General features: G+C 72.6%; 22 protein-coding genes. 16 read left to right on the top strand and 6 right to left on the bottom strand.

Going from position 1 to position 21306, the window contains the following annotated elements:
* Positions 1–270: 270 nt before the first annotated feature.
* Positions 271–1137, bottom strand: coding sequence for an IclR family transcriptional regulator (locus ACVUH9_RS21980; protein WP_475760952.1), 867 nt, complete (start codon positions 1135–1137; stop codon positions 271–273).
* A 180-nt stretch (positions 1138–1317) separates the two neighbouring features.
* Between ACVUH9_RS21980 and ACVUH9_RS21975 the strand changes: the two genes are divergently transcribed.
* From ACVUH9_RS21975 to ACVUH9_RS21955, 5 genes are all read left to right on the top strand, one after another.
* On the top strand, positions 1318–1986 hold the full coding sequence (locus tag ACVUH9_RS21975) for an ABC transporter permease (protein ID WP_475760950.1): 669 nt from the start codon (positions 1318–1320) through the stop codon (positions 1984–1986).
* 61 nt (positions 1987–2047) lie between these two features.
* Entirely contained in the window at positions 2048–3310 is a 1263-nt protein-coding gene (locus ACVUH9_RS21970; RefSeq protein ID WP_475760954.1) for an ATP-binding cassette domain-containing protein, read from the top strand.
* Positions 3307–4083, top strand: coding sequence for an ABC transporter permease (locus tag ACVUH9_RS21965; RefSeq protein WP_475760948.1), 777 nt, complete (start codon positions 3307–3309; stop codon positions 4081–4083). The genes ACVUH9_RS21970 and ACVUH9_RS21965 overlap by 4 nt, the downstream gene beginning before the upstream one ends.
* On the top strand, positions 4080–5024 hold the full coding sequence (locus ACVUH9_RS21960) for a glycine betaine ABC transporter substrate-binding protein (RefSeq protein WP_475760946.1): 945 nt from the start codon (positions 4080–4082) through the stop codon (positions 5022–5024). The genes ACVUH9_RS21965 and ACVUH9_RS21960 overlap by 4 nt, the downstream gene beginning before the upstream one ends.
* Before the next feature lie 73 nt (positions 5025–5097).
* On the top strand, positions 5098–5655 hold the full coding sequence (locus tag ACVUH9_RS21955) for a flavodoxin domain-containing protein (RefSeq protein WP_475760944.1): 558 nt from the start codon (positions 5098–5100) through the stop codon (positions 5653–5655).
* Here ACVUH9_RS21955 and ACVUH9_RS21950 read toward each other — a convergent pair.
* Complete coding sequence (locus tag ACVUH9_RS21950) at positions 5643–6587, bottom strand: AraC family transcriptional regulator (protein WP_475760942.1); 945 nt, start codon at positions 6585–6587, stop codon at positions 5643–5645. The two genes, ACVUH9_RS21955 and ACVUH9_RS21950, sit on opposite strands and share 13 nt — an antisense overlap.
* 80 nt (positions 6588–6667) lie before the next feature.
* Here ACVUH9_RS21950 and ACVUH9_RS21945 point away from each other — a divergent pair, with 80 nt between their 5' ends.
* The 3 genes from ACVUH9_RS21945 (at position 6668) to proB (ending at position 9208) form a co-directional block, all read left to right on the top strand.
* A complete protein-coding gene (locus ACVUH9_RS21945; protein WP_475760940.1) occupies positions 6668–7528 on the top strand; it encodes an NAD(P)H-binding protein in 861 nt (286 codons plus the stop codon).
* The gene (locus tag ACVUH9_RS21940; protein WP_475760938.1) at positions 7525–8007 is read left to right on the top strand and encodes an anthrone oxygenase family protein; all 483 of its coding nucleotides are present in this window, start codon (positions 7525–7527) and stop codon (positions 8005–8007) included. The genes ACVUH9_RS21945 and ACVUH9_RS21940 overlap by 4 nt, the downstream gene beginning before the upstream one ends.
* Before the next feature lie 106 nt (positions 8008–8113).
* Complete coding sequence (gene proB / locus ACVUH9_RS21935; protein ID WP_475760936.1) at positions 8114–9208, top strand: glutamate 5-kinase; 1095 nt, start codon at positions 8114–8116, stop codon at positions 9206–9208.
* 45 nt (positions 9209–9253) lie between these two features.
* Here proB and ACVUH9_RS21930 read toward each other — a convergent pair whose 3' ends face one another.
* The 3 genes from ACVUH9_RS21930 to ACVUH9_RS21920 are packed head-to-tail and all read right to left on the bottom strand — an operon-like array spanning position 9254 to position 11876.
* Positions 9254–9889, bottom strand: coding sequence for a phosphotransferase (locus tag ACVUH9_RS21930; RefSeq protein WP_475760934.1), 636 nt, complete (start codon positions 9887–9889; stop codon positions 9254–9256).
* 26 nt (positions 9890–9915) lie between these two features.
* Entirely contained in the window at positions 9916–10578 is a 663-nt protein-coding gene (locus tag ACVUH9_RS21925; protein ID WP_475760932.1) for a response regulator, read from the bottom strand.
* Entirely contained in the window at positions 10575–11876 is a 1302-nt protein-coding gene (locus ACVUH9_RS21920) for a sensor histidine kinase (RefSeq protein ID WP_475760930.1), read from the bottom strand. Before ACVUH9_RS21920 ends, ACVUH9_RS21925 begins: the two co-directional genes overlap by 4 nt.
* Before the next feature lie 130 nt (positions 11877–12006).
* On the opposite strand from ACVUH9_RS21920, the gene ACVUH9_RS21915 reads away from it, so the two are divergent.
* From ACVUH9_RS21915 to ACVUH9_RS21880, 8 genes are all read left to right on the top strand, one after another.
* Positions 12007–12912 carry an ABC transporter ATP-binding protein gene (locus ACVUH9_RS21915; RefSeq protein ID WP_475760928.1) on the top strand — a complete coding sequence of 302 codons (906 nt, stop codon included), beginning with the start codon at positions 12007–12009 and terminating at the stop codon, positions 12910–12912.
* Positions 12909–13727 (top strand): ABC transporter permease subunit, encoded by an 819-nt coding sequence (locus ACVUH9_RS21910; RefSeq protein ID WP_475760926.1) that lies wholly within the window; start codon positions 12909–12911, stop codon positions 13725–13727. Before ACVUH9_RS21915 ends, ACVUH9_RS21910 begins: the two co-directional genes overlap by 4 nt.
* 134 nt (positions 13728–13861) lie before the next feature.
* Positions 13862–15142: a glutamate-5-semialdehyde dehydrogenase gene (locus ACVUH9_RS21905; protein WP_475760924.1), complete on the top strand. Its 1281-nt coding sequence runs from the start codon at positions 13862–13864 to the stop codon at positions 15140–15142.
* A 31-nt stretch (positions 15143–15173) separates the two neighbouring features.
* On the top strand, positions 15174–15791 hold the full coding sequence (nadD, locus tag ACVUH9_RS21900) for a nicotinate-nucleotide adenylyltransferase (RefSeq protein WP_475760922.1): 618 nt from the start codon (positions 15174–15176) through the stop codon (positions 15789–15791).
* Positions 15788–16270 carry a ribosome silencing factor gene (gene rsfS / locus ACVUH9_RS21895; RefSeq protein ID WP_475760920.1) on the top strand — a complete coding sequence of 161 codons (483 nt, stop codon included), beginning with the start codon at positions 15788–15790 and terminating at the stop codon, positions 16268–16270. The genes nadD and rsfS overlap by 4 nt, the downstream gene beginning before the upstream one ends.
* A gap of 129 nt (positions 16271–16399) precedes the next feature.
* Entirely contained in the window at positions 16400–17059 is a 660-nt protein-coding gene (locus ACVUH9_RS21890) for a hypothetical protein (RefSeq protein WP_475760918.1), read from the top strand.
* A gap of 59 nt (positions 17060–17118) precedes the next feature.
* Positions 17119–17442 carry a PRC-barrel domain-containing protein gene (locus ACVUH9_RS21885; protein ID WP_475760917.1) on the top strand — a complete coding sequence of 108 codons (324 nt, stop codon included), beginning with the start codon at positions 17119–17121 and terminating at the stop codon, positions 17440–17442.
* Between the two features lie 18 nt (positions 17443–17460).
* On the top strand, positions 17461–19416 hold the full coding sequence (locus ACVUH9_RS21880; RefSeq protein ID WP_475760915.1) for a potassium transporter Kup: 1956 nt from the start codon (positions 17461–17463) through the stop codon (positions 19414–19416).
* A 42-nt stretch (positions 19417–19458) separates the two neighbouring features.
* On the opposite strand, the gene ACVUH9_RS21875 is transcribed toward ACVUH9_RS21880, so the two are convergent.
* Entirely contained in the window at positions 19459–20991 is a 1533-nt protein-coding gene (locus ACVUH9_RS21875; protein WP_475760913.1) for a flavin-containing monooxygenase, read from the bottom strand.
* Positions 20992–21306: the final 315 nt, after the last annotated feature.

The following is a 21306-nucleotide window of genomic DNA, read 5'->3' as shown; positions in this document are numbered from 1 at the left end:
GTCGCGGGGTGGCTGGTGGCTGCGGGGTGGCCGTGTCGCGGCGTTCTCCGGGGCCGCGGGCTAGCCGTGTCGCGGGGGTGGCGGTGGCCGCAGGCTGGCCGTGCCGCGGCGTTCTCTTTGAGGTTTGCCACCACTACGGTGGCAAACCTCAAAGAGAACGCCTTGGGGCCTCCGGGCCTTGGGGCCTCCGGGCCTTGGGGCCTCCGGGCCTTGGGGCCTCCGGGCCTTGGGGCCCCGGCCTTGGGGCCACGCCTCTGGGGTCCGGAAGGATCAGGTCGGGCGGCGCGGGAGCGCGCCGTCCGAGGTGGTGCGGGCCCCGAGCAAGCGCGAGAGCTGGACGGCGGCCGCCGAGACGCGCTCGGTGACCTCGTCGATCCGTGGCTCGAGCAGCGAGCGCTCACCGCTGACGTTGATCGCCGCGACCCGGTCGCCGCGGAAGTCGTGGACCGGGGCGGAGACGCCGAGCGCGCCCTCCTCGTGCTCTTCGCGGACGACGGCGTTGCCGCTCAGCCGGACCTCCGCGATCACCGCGGTCAGGTCCTCGATGCTCTGGACGCGGCTGCGCGGAGCAGTTCCGGCCAGCTCGGCGGCCTGGTAGCGGTCGCGGAGCCCGGCGGGGGAGAGCCCGGCCAGCAGGACCCGCCCGGCGCTGGTCGCGTGGGCGGGGGCGGTCTCGCCCTCCCAGGCGCCCCAGGCGGTCGCGCGGGCCGGGGGCGACTCCGACCGCAACGTCAACACGTCGATCCCGTGCAGCGTGCAGAGGTGGACGGTCTCGTCGAGGTCGGAGGCCAGGTGCCGGAGCACCTCCGGGGCGATCGCGAGTAGCCGTCGCTGGGCGGTCGCCGCCGCCAGCGCGTAGAGCTCGAGGCCGAGCCGGTAGCGGCCGGTCGCGGGATCGCGCTCGACGAGGCCGGTCTCGACCAGCGCCCGCAGGCTCCGTGAGACCTGGCTCTTGTCGCGCCCGATCTGGGTCGCGAGGCGGACGACCCCGAGGCCCTCGCCGGTGGCATCGGCGGCGAGACCCCGCAGCAGGTCGAGGTCCTTCGTGAGTCGTAGGGCGCGCGGCTTGCGATCGCTCGTCGGCACGCTGGGCGCGACGTCGGCCGCACCGGGATCGAGGGGGTCCAGACGCTCCACCAGGACAGTGTGACGGGCCGGCGGGCGGGGTGCCCGCCGCGGGCCGCTCGCGGGGAGGCGGTGGGGTGCCGCGCGCGACGCCTGAGACGATCGGCACACCTCGTGTAGATCGGTTCGCCCTTGCTGTTGTCGTTTGCGGCAACCGCGCATGTCGATTCCGCATCGGTTACGTTGAACGAAGTGTTTGCACCACCAATCGCCTCGAGCCTGCCGCAGTACGTCAGCGACAACTTCGACTCGGTCGTCGAGCTGGCCTGGGGCCACATCTGGATCGTCGCGCTGTCGATGGCGTTCGCGACCGTGATCGGGATCGGGCTCGGCGTCGCGACCTTCCGGTCCCCGGCCCTCTCGGGGTTCGCGCTCTCGATCGCGAGCCTGTTCCTGACGGTCCCGTCGTTCGCGATGCTCGGCGTGCTGCTGGCGATCCTCGGCCTCGGGGTGATGCCGGTGATCATCTCGCTGGTCCTCTACGCCCTGCTGCCGATCATGCGCAACACGATCACCGGGCTCAACGAGGTCGACGGGATGGTGCTCGACAGCGCTCGCGGCCTCGGCATGGGGCCGGTCAAGCGCCTGCTCAAGGTCGAGCTGCCGATCGCCTGGCCGGTGATCCTGGCCGGCCTCCGGACGGCGACCCAGCTGGTGGTCGGGATCGCGGCGATCGCGGCCTACATCAACGGGCCGGGGCTGGGCAAGTTCATCTTCTCCGGGCTCTCCCAGCTGGGCGGCGCGAACGCGCTCAACCAGGTCGTCGTGGGAACCCTCGGCGTCATTCTCATCGCGCTGGCCTTCGACGCGCTGCTCGCAGCGATCGGCCGCGCCACCATCTCGAAGGGGATCCGTGCCTGACACCTCCACCGCCGCGAGCGGCGCGACCACGACCAATCGGCCGCAGTCGCTGCGGGAGGCGATGGTCTCCGGCAACGCGGTCGAGATCGAGCTGCGAGGCGTCACGAAGCAGTACCCGGGCAGCAGCACGCCCGCGGTCGAGGACTTCTCGCTGACGATCCCGGCCGGCCAGATCGTCGTCTTCGTCGGCCCCTCGGGCTGCGGCAAGACGACGACGATGCGGATGATCAACCGGCTGGTCCGGCCGACCGGCGGCAAGATCCTGATCGGCGGCCAGGACTCGGCGACGATGAAGACCGACCTGCTGCGTCGGCACATCGGCTACGTCGTCCAGCAGGCCGGCCTGCTCCCGCACCTGACCGTGCGCCAGAACATCGAGACGGTCCCGCGGCTGCTGCGTTGGAAGCGCGACCGGATCGCGGCCCGCAGCAGCGAGCTGTTCGACCTCGTCGGGCTGCCGGAGGCCGAGTTCGCCGGCCGCTACCCGCGCGAGCTCTCGGGTGGCCAGCAGCAGCGCGTCGGCGTCGCCCGCGCGCTCGCGGCCGACCCGCCGATCCTGCTGATGGACGAGCCGTTCGGCGCGCTCGACCCGATCACCCGCGACCGCCTCCAGTCCGAGCTGCTGAAGATCCAGCGGCGGGTCCGCAAGACGATCGTCTTCGTGACCCACGACATCGACGAGGCGATCAAGCTCGGCGACCGCGTCGTCGTCCTCAAGGAGCGCTCGCGGATCGCCCAGGCCGGTCCCCCGGACGAGATCCTCGCCGAGCCGGCCGACCGCTACGTGCGCTCGTTCATCGGCGGCGGCGCCGCGGTCAAGCGCCTGCACCTGGTGCGGGTCGAGGACCTCGAGCTGGAGCCGTACCCGGCCTTCACCCAGCCCGAGGGCTACGACGCGATCATCCGCCAGCTCGACGAGGGCCACCGCGAGTACGCGCTGCTGCTCGACCAGCACAAGCGGCCCCAGCGTTGGCTGCACCGCGACGAGCTGGCCGACCGGCCCGGCCGTCCCGACCTCGAGGGCCAGGCGGTCCAGGGGGTCGTGATGGAGACGACCACGCTCCACGACGCGATGGACGAGATGCTCGCCTCCGGCACCGGCGTCGTCCCCGCCGTCGACGACCGCGGCGCCTACATCGGGGCGGTCCGCCTGGATCAGGTGACCGCGGCGCTCGAGGAGACGCACGTGACCCCCGCCGCGGAGCAGCAGGACGCGACGCCGGTCCAGACCCTCGCCGAGATCACCGGCGAGATCGACCGGCGTGAGATCGAGGCCGAGCGGGAGCGTCAGGACGCGGCAGCGCGCGAGGGCGAGGACGCGTGAGTCGCGCCGGCCGCCAGCTCGTGATGACCCCGGCCGTGATCGTCCTGATCCTGGCCGGGCTCTACTACTACGTCTCGCAGCAGGATCTCGACCAGATCTCGATCTACGCGCTGACCGGGGACACCGAGGCGACCAAGGCCACGGCCTTCAGCCACAACGTGATGGTCGACCTCGTCCAGCACATCAAGATCGTGGCGATCTCGGCCGTGATCGTGCTCGCGATCGGGATCCCGCTCGGGGTGCTGTTGACGCGCACCAACTCGCGGAGCGTGAGCCTGGTCGTCAACGGCGCGTTCAACGCCGGGCAGGCCGCTCCGGTGATCGGCGTGCTGGTCCTGTTCGTGGCGATCTTCGGGCTCAAGACCTGGGTCCCGTACGCGGCGCTCGTGCTCTACGCGGTGCTGCCGGTGATGCGCAACACCGTCGAGGGGATCCGCAACGTCGATCCCGGGCTGATCGATGCCGCCCGCGGGCAGGGCTTCTCGCGTCAGCAGGTGCTGATGCGCGTCGAGCTGCCGCTGGCGGTGCCGGTGATGCTCGCGGGCGTCCGGACCGCACTGGTGCTGCTGGTCGGGACCGCGACGTTGGCGACCTTCGTCGACGCCGGCGGGCTCGGCAACATCATCAACGACGGGATCAAGAACCAGCGGGCGCCGGTGATGGTGACCGGCGCGGTGTTCGCGGCGACGCTGGCGATCTTCATCGACTGGCTGGCGGCGATCGCGGAGCGGTACATGAGTCCGCGCGGCCTGCGGCAGGAGAAGACGGCATGAGCTGGCGTCGGATCGCGACCCTCGCCGCGGTGCTGGTGACCGCCCCGTTGGTGAGCGGCTGCGCCGCCCAGTACAGCGGGGGCGGGGAGGGGCCGCTGAAGGGCGCCAAGATCGCCTTCGGGTCGAAGGACTTCACCGAGCAGAAGGTGCTCGGGCAGATCGCGGTGCAGTACCTGCGGGCCCAGGGCGCATCGGTCTGGGACCAGACCGGGCTGGTCAGCTCCGAGGCCGTCCGCGGATCGCTGCTCCGGGGTGACATCGACGCCTACTGGGAGTACACCGGGACGGCCTGGATCACCTACCTCGGCCACGACAAGCCGATCCCCGACCCGCAGAAGCAGTTCGACGCCGTCGCCAAGGAGGACCTGAAGGAGAACGGGATTCGCTGGATCGACAAGGCGCCGCTGAACAACACCTACGGGCTCGCGACCAAGGCGTCGACGGCGAAGAAGCTGGGGATCACCAAGCTGAGCCAGATGAAGGACCTGCTGGCGAGCCCGAAGGGCAAGGACCTGACCTTCTGCATCGAGTCGGAGTTCGCCAACCGACCCGACGGCTTCCCCGGCGTCCAGAAGACCTACGACTTCAAGGCCGACCCCAGCCGGGTCAAGCGGCTCGACGCCGGCCTGATCTACTCGCAGACCGGGAACGGCACCTGCACCTTCGGCGAGGTCTTCGAGACCGACGGCCGGATCAAGGGCCTCGACCTGCAGGTGATCGAGGACGACAAGCACTTCTTCCCGCCCTACAGCGCGGCGATCTCGATTCGCGAGGACTGGTTCAAGCAGCACCCGCAGATCGAGAAGGTGATGGCGCCGATCGCCAAGAAGCTGACCACCGAGCAGATGCAGACCCTCAACGCGCGGGTCGACATCGACGGCGTCCTGCCCGACAAGGTCGCCGAGGACTGGCTCGACGAGGAGGGCTTCGTCAAGAAGTAGCGGGGGCCGATGGGCGGTCGCGGCGGTGGGAAGCTGGCGCTCGTCCTCCAGCCGGCGTCCTCCGGGAGTCCCCGTGCCTCACCCGAACTGCCTGATCGTCTTCGTCTCCGCCCACGGCCACACCGCGCGGATCGCCGAGCGGGTGGCCGCGGTGATGCGTGCCGACGGGGTGCCGACGCAGCTGTACGAGGTCGGGGACGAGGACGACATCGTGCTCTCCGCCTACGGAGCGGTCGTGGTCGGGGCGCCCGTCCACGGCGACCACCATCCCGTCGAGATGATCGAGTGGCTGACCCACCACCAGATCGAGCTCGACCCGCTGCCGACCGCGCTGTTCTCGGTCTCGCTGGTCGCCGCCGAGGACACCGACGAGGCTCGCGCGGCCGCCCAGGGCTACATCGACGACCTGCTGGCGGAGACCGACCTGCGGCCACGGGTCGAGGCGAGCTTCGCCGGGAAGCTCGAGCACCACCGCTACCACCTGCCGACGCGGGTCCTGATGCGCCTGGTCTCGCCGCACCGCGACGAGCCGGTCGAGGACGTCGACTACACCGACTGGGCCGCGGTCGAGCTGTTCGCCCACGAGGTTGCGCGGCTGGTCCCGGCGACCCCGCCGGGTCAGCCGGCCTGAGCGACCGCCTCCCGGTGCGCCTGCGGGCTGACGCCGCGCACGCGCTTGAAGGCCGCGCTGAGTGCGAACGGGCTGCCGTAGCCGACCTGCTCGGCGACCGAGCCGATCGTCGCGCCGGGCTCGCGCAGGAGGTCGGCCGCCATCGCCAGCCGCCAGTCGGTCAGGAAGGCGATCGGCGGCTCCCCGACCAGCTCGGTGAAGCGGCGGGCGAGGGCGGCGCGGGATATCCCGATCTCGGCCGCGAGCGTCGCCACCGTCCAGGGGTGGGCGGGCGCGTTCTGGAGCAACCGCACGGCGCGTCCGACGACCGGGTCGGCGAGCGCCCGGTACCAGCGCGGGGGCTCGGCCTCCGGCCGCGCGAACCAGGCCCGCAGGACGGCGATCAGCAGCAGGTCGAGCAGCCGGTCGAGGACCGCCTGCTGACCGGGCTCGTCCTTGCTGATCTCGGACGCCAGCAGCGGGATCAACGGCGAGTTCCACTCTGCAGCCGACAGCACCAGCATCGGGGGCAGCGCCTCCAGCAGCCGCTGGCTGATCTCGCCGGCCTGGAGATAGGTCCCGGTCAGCATCGAGGTCGCGCCGTCGGGACTGTTGCCCCAGGTCCGGATCCCGAGCCCGAGCGCCTCGGCGAGGTCCTCGCCGTCGAGGGTCGTGCAGCGCTGCTGCTCGTCGATGATCACGCGGGGCAGCGTCTCGGCCGTGTCCGCGACGGTGTACGGCGCGGGGCCGCGGATCACGGCGACGTCCCCCGGGGTGATCCGCGCCGGCGGCCCGTCGGTCGGGACCACCCAGGCGGCGCCGCGGACGACGGCGACGACGGTCAGCGGCGCGTGGTCCTCGATCCGCAGCGACCACGGCGGGTCCATCACCGTGCGCAGCAGCATCGCGCCGCGGGCGCGCGGACCGTCGAGCAGGTCAGCGATCGCGTCCATGGCGAAATCGTAGACGCTCGCACATGCAACGGCGAGTCTGGACCATGGACCGTCTCATGGATCTGCAGTTGACTGGCCCTATGAACGAGACCACGCAGCGCAACGACACGATCCTGGTGATCGGCGCCAACGGCAAGACCGGCCGTCGCGTCGCCGAGCGCCTGACCGCCCGCGGACGCCCGATCCGGGCCGGCTCGCGGTCCGGCACGCCGGCCTTCGACTGGCAGGACCCGGCGACCTGGCCGGCCGCGCTTCGCGACGTCGACGGGGTCTACGTCAGCTTCCAGCCCGACCTGGTCGTGCCCGGAGCGACGGCGACGATCGCCGCCTTCGTCGCCCAGGCCGTCGCGGCCGGCGTCCGGCGGATGGTGCTGCTCTCCGGCCGCGGCGAGCCGCTCGCCCAGGAGGCCGAGCGGCTGGTGCTCGACTCCGGCCTCGAGGCGACGATCGTCCGCTGTGCCTGGTTCGACCAGAACTTCAGCGAGGACTTCCTGCTCGACGCGGTCGTCGGCGGCCGGATCGTGCTGCCGGTCGCCGAGGTCACGGAGCCGTTCGTCGACGCCGACGACATCGCCGACGTGGCGGTCGCGGCGCTGACCGAGGACGGCCACGCCGGCCAGGTCTACGAGCTGACCGGGCCGCGCCTGATGAGCTTCGCCGACGTCGCCGCGGAGCTGAGCGCCGCCAGTGGGCGGGAGATCGGCTTCGAGACGGTCGAGCGCGAGGCGTTCGCCGAGGGCCTGACGGCGGCCGGGCTGCCGGCGGACGTCGTGTGGCTGATCGACCACCTCTTCGCCGACGTCCTCGACGGCCGCAACGAGTCGCTGGCCGACGGCGTCGAGCGGGCACTGGGGCGCGCCCCGCGGGACTTCTCCGACTACGCGCGGGAGACGGCCGCGAGCGGCATCTGGGCCGGGCGGGAACAGGTCGTCGAACGATGAGCGTCGAGCTGATCCGCGGCCTGACCTGGGCGACCGCGCTCGGGTCGGCGCTGGTGGCGGGGGTCTTCTTCGCCTTCTCGAGCTTCGTGATGCGCGGCCTCCGCGGGCTACCGCCCGCGGAGGGCATCGCGGCGATGCAGGCGATCAACACGGCGGCCCCGAAGGGCGCCTTCGTGGCGGTGCTGATGCTGACCGCGCTGCCGGCCCTGGGCCTGGTCGTGGCCGCCGGGCTGCGCTGGGACACCCCAGGGGCCGGCCTGCGGCTGGCCGGTGGGCTCGCCTACCTCGGCACCGTCGTCGTCACCGCGGCGTACCACGTGCCCCGCAACGACGCCCTGGCGAAGCTCGATCCGCAGGCGCCCGGGGCGGCCCGGCAGTGGGCGATCTACGCCGCCGACTGGACGACCTGGAACCACCTGCGGACGGCGCTGCCGTTCGTGGGCCTGATCGTGCTGCTGCTGGCGCTGACGTCCGACTGACGGGCGTGGACGCGCGGCGGACCCGGCGGCGGACCCTCGCTCGCTCGCCCGCCGACGTCCGACTGGCTGGGCGCCGACCACCGCTCGCCGACTACCCTCCAGGGCGATGTCCCTGACCGTCGTCAAGCTCGGTTCCAGCGTCGTCGCCGACGACGGCGGCGGCCTCCGGCAGGAGACGCTGGCGGAGCTCTGCGCCACGATCGCCCGTGCGAGCGCCGGCGGCGACCGCTTCGTGATCGTCTCCAGCGGGGCGATCGCCCGCGGGTTGGAGGTCCTCGGCCTGACCGTCCGGCCGACCGCGATCGACGAGCTGCAGGCCGCCAGCGCCGTCGGGCAGGGGCGACTCTTCCGGTCCTGGGACGACCTCTTCGCCGAGCAGGGGCTGCTCGCCGCCCAGGTCCTGCTGACGCTCTACGACCTCGGCGACCGCGAGGCGTTCGTCAACGCCCGGCGGACGCTCGCGCGGCTCGTCGAGCTCGGCGCGGTCCCGGTCATCAACGAGAACGACACGACCACCACCGAGGAGATCAGCTTCGGGGACAACGACCTGCTCGCCGCCCAGGTCGCGATGATGCTCGGCGCCGACCGGCTGATCCTGCTGACCTCGACCGACGGGCTCTTCAGCGCCGACCCCCGGCACGACCCGACGGCGACGCTGGTCTCCGAGATCGACGACGTCGAGCAGGCGCTGGCGGACAACGACGTCGGGACGACGACCTCGTCGCACGGCACCGGCGGGATGCGCAGCAAGGTCCTGGCCGCCGAGATGGCCGCCGCCGCGGGGATCCCGACCGTGGTCGCCTCCGGCCTGCGCCCCGACGCGCTGCGGCGGATCGTGGCCGGCGAGCGCGAGGGGACGACGTTCCTCGCGGACGAGGCGCGCTGGTCGAGCTTCAAGCTCTGGCTGCGGTACGCGAAGCCGTCGAGCGGGACGATCGAGATCGATCCCGGGGCCGGTCGCGCGCTGACCCGCGACGGGACCTCGCTGCTGCCGGTCGGGGTCGTCGGCGTCGACGGCGACTTCCAGGTCGGCGATGCGGTCGAGGTCCGCTGCGGGACCGAGGTCGTCGCCAAGGGGATCAGCGGCTACAGCTCCGGGGCGCTGCGGCAGGTGATGGGGGAGCGCAGCGAGCGTGTCCGCGAGCTGCTGCCGGCGGCGGCCGAAGAGGCCGTCCACCGCGACCGGCTCGTGGTCCTCTAGGTCCGGCGCCGACCGCGGGGGCGGTCCCGACCGCCCGTTGGCGGCTCAGGCCGACGTGAGTCGCTGACCGTGCTCGTCCAGCCAGCCGAGCAGGCGATCGAAGTGCCCGACGGACGACTCGAAGCCGAGGGCCGCATGGTCGGCGCGCGCGGCCTCGACCTGGACGACCACCGCGTCGACGACCTCCGAGACGTCGTCCCAGCCGTAGCCGCGGCAGAACACGGCGATGCGGTGGGCGGCCGCGTCGGGCGAGCCGTGCTCCCAGCGCTCGTCGAGCAGGCACCAGGCGACGTCCGCCACGTCGCTGAGCCGGTCGCCCGGGGCGGCATCCTCCCAGTCGATCAGCGCGACCGCCTCGTCGCCGCGGAAGACGACGTTGTGCGGTCCGGCGTCGCCGTGGCAGACGACCTCCTCGCCGTCGGCCAGATCGGCTCCGGCCAGGGCGTCGTGCACACGCCGCAGCAGGCGGCCAAGGCTCGCGACCTGCGGATCGGACAGCAGCAGTTCGGAGTCGTGGACGTGGCCGGGCACGAACGCCACCAGTTCGCGGCCGTCGTCGTCGACGCCGACGAACCGCGGGGTACCGTCGAAGCCCTCGACCTCGAGCCACTGCAGCACCCGCTGGACGAAGGGACCGTTCTCGTACGGCTCGCGGCGGACGAGCTGGTCGTCCCATGTCACCGACCGCTCCATCAGGTCAGGTCAGGTCAGGTCAGGTCCGCGTCGTGCGCGAGCAGCGCGACCTGGACGCGGTTGTTGAGGTCGAGCTTCTGGAGCACGCGCGAGACGTGGGCCTTGACCGTCGCCACGCTCATGAACAGCTCGGCGCTGATCTCGGCGTTCGACTTGCCCTGGCCGAGCGCCACGGCGACCTCGCGCTCACGCTCGGTGAGGGCCTCCAGCAGCTCGATCGCGCGGCTGCGGCGGGCGTCGACGGCAGGATCGGCGACGTGCTCGATCAGCTGGCGGGTGACCGTCGGCGAGAGCATCGCCTCGCCGGCGGCGACGAGCCGCACGGCCCGCAGGATCTCGGCCGGGGCGGTGTCCTTGAGCAGGAAGCCGGCGGCCCCCGCCCGCAACGCCCGCAGCACCTGATCGTCCGCGTTGAGGGTGGTCAGGACGATCACCTCCGGGGCGTCGTCATGCCCGCGCCGCAACTCCTCGGTCGCGGTCAGGCCGTCGACCTTCGGCATCCGGATGTCCATCAGGACCACGTCCGGGCGGTGGGTGGCGACGGCCTCGGGGACCTCGCTGCCGTCGGAGGCCTCGCCGACCACGCGCACGCCGTCGCCGCCGTCGAGCATCAGCCGCAGCGCGCCGCGGACGAGGGCGTCGTCGTCGACGAGCAGGACACGGATCGGGGTGCTCACAGGGGCCACGGCAGCCAGGCTCGCAGACGGAAGCCACCGCTGGGCAGCGGCCCGTGCTCGAGCCGTCCGCCGGAGAGCGTCGCGCGCTCGCCGAGGCCGATCAGCCCGGTCCCGCCCCCGGGGATCTGGAGCGCTCCGGGGCCGTCGAGCTCGCCGACCGGCGCCGGGGTGACGATCTCGACGGTCAGCCCGGCCGCGGGGGCGCCCGAGACGTGCACGTCGACGGTCGTGCCCCAGGCGTGCTTGCGGGCGTTGGTCAGGCCCTCCTGGACAACCCGGTAGGCGTTGCGGCCGGTGCTGGCGGGGACGCTCGCGAGGTCGAGCACGCTGACCTCGTCGCGGATCCGCATCCCCGCGGCGCGGGACTCGGCCAGCAGCGCGGGCAGGTCGGTCAGGGTCGGCTGGGGGCGGGTCGTGGCGCCGGCGTCGCTGCCGTCGCCGTTGGCGCCGCCCTCGCGCAGGACCCCGATCACCTCGCGCAGGTCCTCGAGCGCCTGGTGGGCGCTGGCGCGGATCACCCCGGCCGCGCGGGCGACCTCCTCCGGCGGCGCGTCGGGCCGGAACTCGAGCGCCCCGGCGTGCAGGCTCAACAGCGAGATCCGGTGGGCGAGCACGTCGTGCATCTCGCGGGCGATCCGGGCCCGCTCGTGGTCGCGGGCCTGGGCGACCCGCAGGTGCTGCTCGCTCTCGGCGCGGACGGCGCGCTCCTCGAGCGAGAGCAGCAGCTGACGGCGGGCGCGGACGACCATGCCCCAGGCGACGACCGCCGCGATCAGCGCGTCGATGACGATCAACGCGCCCCAGTACGGGGTCGTGTCGTCCGGGTAGATCTTCAGCGAGATCATCGGCGTCAGCAGGTTGAGCCCGGCGATCACGGCGACGATCGGGAAGCTGCGGTGGACCGCGAGCGTGAAGAGCAGGATCAGCATCGCGACCCCGGAGAAGCTCGACACGACCGTCAGCACCGTCGCGGCCAGGGCCAGCGCGACCGGCCAGCGGCGACGGCCCCAGAGCCCGAGGCAGAGGCCGACGCCGACGAGCAGGTCGACCGTCGCGAGCGGATCGGCCGGCCCGTGCGGATGCTGGTCGAAGTAGGTCCCGAGCCCGATCCCGAACGCGAGCAGGAAGCAGACGACGTCGACCGCCCAGTCGCGCCGGGTCCGGGGGCGGGGGCGCTCGGCGACGGCGTCGCGGTCCCCGGCGAGCAGCAGCGACGGCACCAGTCGCAACAGGCTGCGCCGCCCGAGGGCCGGAGCGCCGCCGTCCGCGGCGTCGGGGGAAGGAGCCACGGAGCCCATGCCCCAAGCGTACGGGCCCGCGCGGGCAACGACCACGCGCCGAAGGTCGGCCGTCGACCGACCAAAGACGGGGGCCGGCAACGACCGTTGGCCGATGTGGGATCCCCGGGGGCACGCCAGTCTGGATGGCGTGATCGTCTCCGACCAACTGACCAAGCGCTACGGCGAGCACACCGCCGTCCAGGACGTGTCGTTCCGCTGCGAGCCGGGGACCGTCACCGGCTTCCTCGGGCCGAACGGCGCCGGCAAGTCCACCACGATGCGGATGATCTGCGGGCTCGCCCCGCCGACCTCCGGCCACGCGACCGTCGCTGGCGTCGCCTACCGCGACCTGCCCAACCCGGGCCGCGAGATCGGCGTCCTGCTCGACGCCTCGGCCCAGCACGCCGGCCGCACCGGCCGCGAGGTCCTCACGCTCTCCGCGCAGGTCCTCGGGCTGGGCAAGGAGCGCGTCGAGGAGATGCTCGAGCTCGTCCAGCTCGCGGGGCCGCGCGCCGGCCGCCGCGTCGGCGACTACTCGCTCGGCATGCGCCAGCGGCTCGGGCTCGCCCACGCGCTGCTCGGCGACCCGCGGATCCTGATCCTCGACGAGCCCGCCAACGGCCTCGACCCCGAGGGCATCCACTGGATGCGCGGGCTGCTGCGCGACTTCGCCGACCGCGGCGGCACCGTCCTGCTGTCGTCGCACCTGCTGCGCGAGGTCGAGGCGATCGCCGACCGGCTGGTCGTGATCGCCGGCGGCAAGATCGTCGCCGACGGCGCGCTCCACGAGCTGCTGGCGTCGTCGGGCGTGCTGGTGCGCGCCACCGACCGCGCGGCGCTGCGCCGCGCCCTGGCCACGGCCGGGCTGCCGTCGACCGACACCACCGACGGCGCCCAGCTCGTCGAGGGCGACACCGAGGCCGTCGGCCGGGCCGCCGCCGCGGGCGGCGTGATCCTGACCGAGCTGCGCGCCGCCGAGACCGCCGGCCTGGAGGAGATGTTCCTCCAGCTGACCGCCGGCGAAGCCACCCCCCAACAGGAGCAGGTCGCATGAGCACCGTCACCGACACCCAGGCCGCCGCCCGCGGGGCGGGCAAGGCCCCGGACCGGCAGGACGTGCTCCGGCGCTTCTCGCCGCCCACGATGCGGCGGCTGGTCGCCGTCGAGCTGCGCAAGGCCGCCGACACCCGCTCGGGTCGTTGGCTGCTGATCGCCGCGGTCGCGATCTCGGCGATCCTCGGCATCGTTCGCGCCTTCACCGGCGACATGTCCGACCGCACGCTCGCCGGCGCGCTCGAGCTGACCCTCGTCCCGCTCGGGATCCTGCTGCCGGTGATGGGCATCCTGCTCGTCACCAGCGAGTGGTCGCAGCGGACCGCGCTGGCGACCTTCGCGCTCGTGCCCGAGCGGCAGCGGGTCGTCCAGAGCAAGGTCGGGGCGGCGCTGCTGCTCGGCCTGGCCGCGTTCGCGATCAGCGTCCTGGCGGCGCTCCTCGGCAACCTGGTGACCGTCGTCGCCACCGACGGCGACGGCAGCTGGTCGCTCTCCGGAGCCCAGATCTACCAGGCCCTGCTGTTCCAGGAGCTGAGCCTGATGATCGGCCTCGGCTTCGGTCTGCTGTTCCGCAGCTCGCCGGTCGCGATCGTCGCCTACTTCGCGCTGCCGACCGTCTTCGCGGTCCTCGGCGGGATGATCAAGAGCCTCGAGAGCACCTGGAAGTGGCTCGACACCGGCGTGGCGTTCGAGCCGCTCTCGAGCGGCGCCGCCAGCGGCGACGACTGGGGCAAGATCGTCGTCGCCTCGGTGCTCTGGATCGTGCTGCCGCTGGCCGTCGGCGCCGTTCGGCTGCTCCGCAGCGAGATCAAGTAGCCGCCGGCGCTCCCGCGCGGCAGGAGCGAGGAGGCCCACGGCCGGGGAACGATCCCCGGCCGTTTGGCGTCCGGCAGCACCTTCCTGACCCCGCCGCGAGCAGGACCGGTACGGCGACCCCGTACGATGGGCCGATGGCCGCAACGACGACCGAGGTCCGATCCGTCACCGAGATCTGCCGGCAGGCGCGAGCCGCCGGCCGACGGCTCGCCGCGGTCGACACCGCCACCAAGGACGCTGCCCTCCACGCGATCGCCGACGCGCTGGAAGCGCGCACGGCCGAGATCCTGGAGGCCAACGCCCGCGACCTCGCCGCCGGCCGCGAGAGCGGGCTCAGCACGGCGCTGATGGACCGCCTGCGGCTCGACGAGCCGCGCCTGGCCGGGATCGCCCAGGCCGTCCGCGACGTGATCGCGCTGCGCGACCCGGTCGGCGAGACGATCGAGGGCTTCCGGCTACCCAACGGGCTCGACGTCGCCCGCCAGCGGATTCCGCTCGGGGTCGTCGCCGTCGTCTACGAGGCGCGGCCGAACGTCACGATCGACGCCGCGGCGCTGGCGATCAAGAGCGGCAACGCGATCGTCCTGCGCGGCTCGTCGAGCGCCCTGCACTCCAACGCCGTGCTCGCGCAGGTCGCGGCGCAGGCGGCGGAAGGCGCCGGGCTGCCGGAGCACAGCATCCAGATCGTCGGCGGCGGCGGGCGCGAGGAGCTGGCCGAGCTGGCGACACAGGACCGCTACGTCGATCTGATCGTCCCGCGCGGGGGCGAGGGTCTGAAGGCGGCGCTGAAGGGCGTCGCGACCGTGCCGGTGATCTTCGCCGCGGCCGGCGTCGGGCACGTCTACGTCGACGCTGCGGCCGATCTCGACCAGGCGGTCGAGATCGTCGAGAACAGCAAGGTCCAGCGGCCGAGCGCCTGCAACGCTGCCGAGACGCTGCTGGTGCACCGCGATGTCGCCGAGAGCTTCCTGCCGCGGATCGCAGAGCGGCTGGCCGCCTCGGCCGTCGAGCTGCGCGCCGACGACGAGGCGCGGCCGTTGGTCGAGGGGCACGGGGCGACCGTCGTCGCCGCGACCGACGAGGACTGGGACACGGAGCACCTGGCGCTGATCCTGGGCGTCCGGATCGTCGACGACGTGCACGCGGCGATCGACCACATCGAGGAGCACGGCTCCGGCCACAGCGACGCGATCGTCTCCCGCGATGCGGGAGCGATCCGCGCCTTCGAGCGCGGCGTCAACTCGGCCGCGGTCTACGTCAACGCCTCGACCCGCTTCACCGACGGGGGCGAGTTCGGGATGGGCGCGGAGATCGGCATCTCGACCCAGAAGCTCCACGCCCGCGGGCCGATCGGCCTGCGCGAGCTGACGACCTACCGCTACCTGGTGCGCGGGGACGGCCACGTCCGTCCCTGAGCGGGCGGCGGGCCGGCGGGAGCAGGCGGCGGTGCGGATCGGGCTCCTCGGTGGGACGTTCAACCCGCCCCACCTCGGGCACCTGGTGCTCGCCGAGTGCGCCCGGGACGCACTCGGGCTCGACGAGGTCCGGCTGGTGCTCGCCTCGCGGCCACCGCACAAGGTCGTCGATGCCGATCCGGGACCGGAGGCGCGGCTCGAGCTCTGCCGCGTCGCGGTCGCGGACGACGAGGGGCGACTGGCCGTCTCCGACGTCGAGCTGCACCGCGAGGGCCCGTCCTACACGGCCGACACGCTGGCCCAGCTGCGCGAGCAGCAGCCCGACGACGAGTTCGTGCTGCTGCTGGGCGGTGACGCCGCCGCCGGGCTCGAGTCGTGGCACCGGCCGCGCGACGTGCTCGCCTTCGCGGCGATCGGCGTGGCCGAGCGGGGGACCGATACGCACGCGCGGGCGGCCGCCGCGGTCGAGCGGCTCGGCGTCGACGCGAAGGACCGTCTGCTGCCGTTCGAGATGCCCGCGATGGGGCTCTCCTCGACCCTGATCCGGGACCGCGTTCGGGCCGGAAGGACCATCCGCCACCTGGTCCCGCGGGGAGTCGAAGCGCGCATCATGGCCCAAGGGCTCTACCGTGCAGGTACCAAAGCATGAGCAAGCGCACGTACATCACCCAGAATTCGTCCCCTGACGCGCTTGACGACGCGTTGCCGCCCGATCCCGAGCTGGAGGCCCTGGTCCGTCGGATCGTGGAGCTCGCCGGGGAGAAGAAGGCGCTCGACGTCGTCGCGGTGGACCTGCGCGGAGCGTCGGCCTACACCGACGCCTTCGTGATCTGCACCGGTCGGACCGACCGGCAGGCCAAGGCGATCCACGACAGCATCCACGACGGCATGAAGCACGGCGAGCCGCGCCTGCTGCCGAACCGGACCGAGGGCGTCCAGGAGGCGCGCTGGATCCTGCTCGACTACGGCGACGTGGTCGTCCACATCTTCGTTCCCGAGACCCGGAGCTTCTACCGCCTCGAGTCGCTGTGGGGCGACCGTCCCCGCTACGACGTCTCGGACCTCGTCGAGCCCGACAACGGCCCGGAAGCCGGTCCGGAGGCGGGGGCCGAGCCGACCTTCGGGTAGGGAGCCGGTACGAACCCCCGTTCCGGGGGGTGGAGGCCGGACGGGGACGGTACTTCGAGCCCAGATCGTCGATGATTGGGGATTCGTCGTGCTGCTTCCGTCCTCCGATACCGATCGCGTGGCCCACTGATGCGGGTCGATCGCTGCTTCGCCTTCATCGATCTCTGTGGGTTCAGCGCCTACACCGAGCGCAACGGGGACGAGGAGGCCGTCTCGGTCCTCTCGATGATGCGCTCGGTCGTCCGCCGTGCCGCCGACCGCCGCGGCGTGCGGGTGATGAAGTGGCTCGGTGACGGCGTGATGCTGGCCAGCGGGGACAAGGGCGCGATCGCCGAGGCCACGCTCGAGATCCGCCACCACCTGACCGGGGCGACGCCGCTGGCCGTGCGGGCCGGGATCTGCCGCGGATCGGTGATCGTCTTCGACGGCGACGACTACGTCGGGGCGGTGATCAACGCCGCCGCGCGGCTCTGCGACCTCGCCGACGACCACCAGATCCTGATGGCGGCGCACCCCGACGCGACGGTTCCGGCGTGGGCGAGCACGCTCCCGCACGATCCGGTCACGATCGACGGCTTCGCGCAGCCGGTCGCGGTCTACGAGATCGAGATGCTGCGGACGGAGGGCGGCCACTCGGTGGTCGACCCGGTCTGCGGGCTGCCGGTCGACGCGACGGTCGCGGTCGCGCCGGTCGGGGAGCACGACGAGCAGCTGCGCTGCTTCTGCTCGACCGACTGCGCCGAGCAGTGGCGGCGGGCGACGCGCCAGCGCGTCGGCAGCGCCGCCTAGCGCCGCCGGCACCACGAATCTCTGGTCGCGGCGGTGGATCGGCGCTACGGTGGAGCACGATGCCGACCGACGCCGAGATGCACGGGTGGCCGGGCCGTCGCCTGGTCGGCTCCGACGGGACGACGATCGGGAAGATCGAGGAGATCTACGTCGACGCGGACACCGCTCGCCGGGACTGGGCGCTCGTCCGGATCCGGCGGGTCTGCGTGCGCACGGCGGTGGTGCCGATGGCGGAGGCCGAGTCGACCGCCGACGGCGTGGTCGTGCCGTTCTCCCGCGAGCACGTGCGGCGGGCACCGCGGATCGAGGGCGGGGGCGACCTGACCCCGCGCGAGAAGACCGCCCTGGTCACGCACTACGGCGACGCCGCGCCGTCGGCCTGAGCCGACCGAGGTCGGGCGGTGAGCGTCCCGGCGTCCGCGGCCCGGGGGCGTCCGCCGGGGCGCTACGACGGGACCCGTCATGCGGTCCAGGTCGGCGCCGGGCCGATCGCGGTCTCGGTGGCGGCGCTCGGGGTGGTCTTCGGCGACATCGGCACCAGCCCGCTCTACGCGATGCAGACGGTCTTCTCGGCCGACGACGGGGCGGTCCGGGCGACCACCGGCGACGTCTACGGGGTGATCTCGCTCGTCCTCTGGACGCTGACGGTGGTCGTGTCGCTGAAGTACGTGAGCTTCGTGATGCGGGCCGACAACGACGGCGAGGGCGGGATCATGGCCCTGACCGCGCTCGTCCGGGCGGCACCGTTGCGGCACCGGCGGGTCAAGGGTGCGCTCGTGCTGGCGGGCCTGCTCGGGGTCGCGCTCTTCTACGGCGACGGGATGATCACCCCGGCGATCTCGGTGCTCTCGGCGGTCGAGGGGGTCAAGGTCGTGGCCCCCGGGCTCGGCGCGATGGTGGTCCCGATCACGGTCGCGATCCTGATCGGCCTGTTCTCGATCCAGCGGTTCGGGACCGGCTTCGTCGGCCGGCTGTTCGGGCCGGTGATGGCGCTCTGGTTCGCCTCGATCGCGGCCGTCGGGCTGGCCGAGGTGACCCGCCACGCGGAGATCCTGCGGGCGCTCTCGCCGACCTACGGGCTCGCCTTCGTCGGCGACCATCCCGCGATCGCGTTCATCGCCCTGGGGTCGATCGTGCTGGTGGTGACGGGCGCGGAGGCGCTCTACGCGGACATCGGCCACTTCGGGGCGTCCCCGATCCGGCGGGCCTGGTTCCTGGTCGCGTTCCCGGCGCTCGGACTCAACTACCTCGGTCAGGGATCGTTGATCCTGCACACGCCGACGGCGATCTCGAGCCCCTTCTTCCTGCTGGTGCCGGGGTGGGCGCAGGTGCCGATGGTGGTGCTCGCGACGATCGCGACGGTGATCGCCTCCCAGGCCCTGATCACGGGCGCGTTCTCGATCACGCGGCAGGCGATCCAGCTCCGCTACCTGCCGCGGCTGACCGTCCGGCACACCTCCGAGCACGAGATCGGCCAGATCTACGTGGCGGCGGTGAACTGGTGGCTGCTGGCGGCGGTGGTGGCGATCGTGGTCGGCTTCGGGTCGTCGACCCGGCTGGCGTCGGCCTACGGGGTCGCGGTGACCGGCACCTTCGTCGTGACCACGGTCCTGTTCGCGGTCGTCGCCCGTCACCGTTGGCGGGTTCCGCTGCGGCTGCTCGTGCCGGGGATCGGGGTCCTGCTGGTCATCGACCTGGCGTTCTTCGCGGCCAACCTGACCAAGGTCGTCCACGGGGGCTGGTTGCCGCTGCTGATCGCGTCGGTGATCTTCGTGCTGCTGACGACCTGGCGCTGGGGGAGCCGACGCCTGGCCGTGAGCCGGCGGGCGGAGGAGGGGCCGCTGCCGGCATTCGTGGAGGGGCTGCCGTGGCGCGTCCCGGCACCGCGGCGGGTGCCCGGGACGGCCGTCTTCCTCAACGCCGCACACGAGACGGTGCCGCTGGCCTTGCGCGAGAACGTCGAGCACAACCACGTGCTGCACGAGCGGGTCGTGATCGTGTCGGTCGCGACGGTCGCCGTGCCGCACGTCGCGCCCGGGGAGCGGATCTCGGCCGAGCACGCAGCGGCCGAGCCGACGGTCGTGTCGCTGACGCTCCGGTTCGGGTTTCTCGACCGCCCGGACGTCCCGCGGGCCCTGCGACGAGCGGTCGCCGACGGGGTCGTTCCCGAGCTCGACGTCGAGGGGGCGGTCTACGTGCTCTCGCAGGCGCGGCTGGTGCCGAACCGGCGGTCCGGGCTGCGCGGCTTCCGCGAGCGGCTGTTCGTGCTGCTCGAGCGGAACGCGGCGAGCCCGGTCGACTACTTCGGGCTGCCGCCGGAGCGGACGCTGACGATCGGGTCGCCGATCGAGATCTGACGGCGGCGTCCCCCGTGGTCCGGGGAACGCCGGGAACCAGGCTCAGGCAGCGACGGCGTCCCGCTGACGGGCGCTCTCGAGCTGGTAGCTCTCGATGTCGAAGCGCTGGGTCCGCCGCCGGTACGTGAACGTGAACTCGGGCCAGAGCGTGGTGTTGCGACCGCGCGCGTCCTGGTACCAGGACGCGCAGCCGCCGTCGTTCCAGACGGTGCCCTCGAGCCGCTTCTGGATCGCGAGGTTCTCGGCCTCCTGGACCTCCGGCCGCGGCGAGATCGTGGCGATCGCGCGCTGGCGGGTCTGGCGGAGCGCATCGCGGACGTAGGCGACCTGCGACTCGATCATGTAGATGATCGAGTTGTGGCCGAGCCCGGTGTTCGGCCCGACCAGCATGAAGAGGTTGGGGAAGCCGGCGATCGTGGTCCCGCGGTAGGCCTCCATCCCCTCGGCCCAGTGCTCGGAGAGCTTGCGGCCGTCGCCGTCGGTCAGGCGCTCGGCGACCGGCTGGTCGGTGACGTGGAAGCCGGTCCCGTAGATGATCGTGTCGACCTCGTGCTCGACCCCGGCCTGGTCGACGATCGAGTGCTCGCGGACCTCGCGGATGCCGCTGTCGATCACACTCGCGTTGGGGGCCGCCAACGCCGGGAAGTAGTCGTTGGAGAGCAGGATCCGCTTGCAGCCCGGCTGGTAGTCGGGGGTCAGCTTGGCCCGCAGCTCGGGGTCGTTCGGGATCCCCTTGGCGATGTGGCGGAGCCCGACCTTGCGCGGCAGCTCGCGCATCTTCGGCACGTAGCTGAACGGGAGCAGGAAGATCTCCTGGCGCACGTAGATGCTGAGGCGGGCGAGCCGCTGGACGACCGGGAAGCGGGCGAAGACGCGGCGCGTGACCGGCGAGATCGCGTGGTCGGGACGCGGCAGGACCCACGGCGGGGTCCGCTGGAAGAGCGTCAGCTGCTCGACCTGGGGCTGGATCTTGGGGACGAACTGGATCGCCGAGGCGCCGGTCCCGATCACCGCGACGCGCTCGCCGGCGAGGTCGTGGTCGTGGTCCCAACGGGCGGAGTGGAAGCTCTTGCCCTTGAAGCTCTCGAGCCCGGGGAGCGTCGGGTACTTCGGCTCGCAGAGCGGGCCGGTGCCGGCGACCAGGAACTGGGCGCTGACGGTCCCGCGGACGGTCTCGACCTGCCACCGCTGGCTGGCGTCGTCCCAGGTCGCCCCGGTCACCTCGGCGTCGGTCCGGACGAAGGGGCGGATCCCGAACTGGTCGGTCACGCGCTGCTGGTAGGCCCAGATCTCCGGCTGGCTGGCGAAGGCGCGAGTCCAGTCCGGGTTCAGCGCGAACGAGAACGAGTACATCTGCGACGGTACGTCGCAGGCGCAACCGGGGTAGGTGTTGTCGCGCCAGGTGCCGCCGATGTCGCTCGCGCTCTCGAGGATCACGAAGTCCCGCTCGCCGTCCTCGAGCAGGCCGACGGCCATGCCGAGGCCGGAGAAGCCGCTGCCGACGATCGCGACGCGGACCTCGTCCGGGATCGGGGCGGAGGAGGTGCTGGAGACCGTCGGGGCTGCGTTGCTCATCGCGGAGGGATCCTCGTCGCTCGAAAGGGCTACTGGAGAGTAGCCTACGACGCCGTAGGAAGCGAGCGTGAGTGGTGCGTCACGCTGTGCCATCGCCGTCGGGCTCGGGGCGGGTGGGCGTTCCGTCGATCGTGCTCGCTGTGGCGGGTAGATCGCCGGCCTGGCCCAGGGTGGGCCGGCGTTCCGTCGAACGTGGCTGCTCGATCATCCGCTCATCGACGGGCCCTAGGTGTAGTTCCTAGGGAGGTTGTTCATCCGGGTGCCCTTCGGAGAGGCTGGGAGTTGCGAGACACCTAGCCCTCCAAGAAGGCACCC

The organism is Patulibacter ginsengiterrae, from assembly GCF_056269115.1.
The sequence above is the reverse complement of the archived record's forward strand: the minus strand, read 5'-3'. Positions and strand labels throughout refer to the sequence as shown.

Bases quoted from the DNA above. Each gene is read 5' to 3' on its own strand.
- ACVUH9_RS21970 (WP_475760954.1), top strand. From the start codon at position 2,048: ATGGTCTCCGGCAACGCGGTCGAGATCGAGCTGCGAGGCGTCACGAAG.
- ACVUH9_RS21960 (WP_475760946.1), top strand. From the start codon at position 4,080: ATGAGCTGGCGTCGGATCGCGACCCTCGCCGCGGTGCTGGTGACCGCC.
- ACVUH9_RS21950 (WP_475760942.1), bottom strand. From the start codon at position 6,587: ATGGACGCGATCGCTGACCTGCTCGACGGTCCGCGCGCCCGCGGCGCG.
- ACVUH9_RS21945 (WP_475760940.1), top strand. From the start codon at position 6,668: ATGAACGAGACCACGCAGCGCAACGACACGATCCTGGTGATCGGCGCC.
- ACVUH9_RS21940 (WP_475760938.1), top strand. From the start codon at position 7,525: ATGAGCGTCGAGCTGATCCGCGGCCTGACCTGGGCGACCGCGCTCGGG.
- proB (WP_475760936.1), top strand. From the start codon at position 8,114: ATGTCCCTGACCGTCGTCAAGCTCGGTTCCAGCGTCGTCGCCGACGAC.
- ACVUH9_RS21920 (WP_475760930.1), bottom strand. From the start codon at position 11,876: ATGGGCTCCGTGGCTCCTTCCCCCGACGCCGCGGACGGCGGCGCTCCG.
- ACVUH9_RS21910 (WP_475760926.1), top strand. From the start codon at position 12,909: ATGAGCACCGTCACCGACACCCAGGCCGCCGCCCGCGGGGCGGGCAAG.
- ACVUH9_RS21905 (WP_475760924.1), top strand. From the start codon at position 13,862: ATGGCCGCAACGACGACCGAGGTCCGATCCGTCACCGAGATCTGCCGG.
- rsfS (WP_475760920.1), top strand. From the start codon at position 15,788: ATGAGCAAGCGCACGTACATCACCCAGAATTCGTCCCCTGACGCGCTT.
- ACVUH9_RS21890 (WP_475760918.1), top strand. From the start codon at position 16,400: ATGCGGGTCGATCGCTGCTTCGCCTTCATCGATCTCTGTGGGTTCAGC.
- ACVUH9_RS21885 (WP_475760917.1), top strand. From the start codon at position 17,119: ATGCCGACCGACGCCGAGATGCACGGGTGGCCGGGCCGTCGCCTGGTC.
- ACVUH9_RS21875 (WP_475760913.1), bottom strand. From the start codon at position 20,991: ATGAGCAACGCAGCCCCGACGGTCTCCAGCACCTCCTCCGCCCCGATC.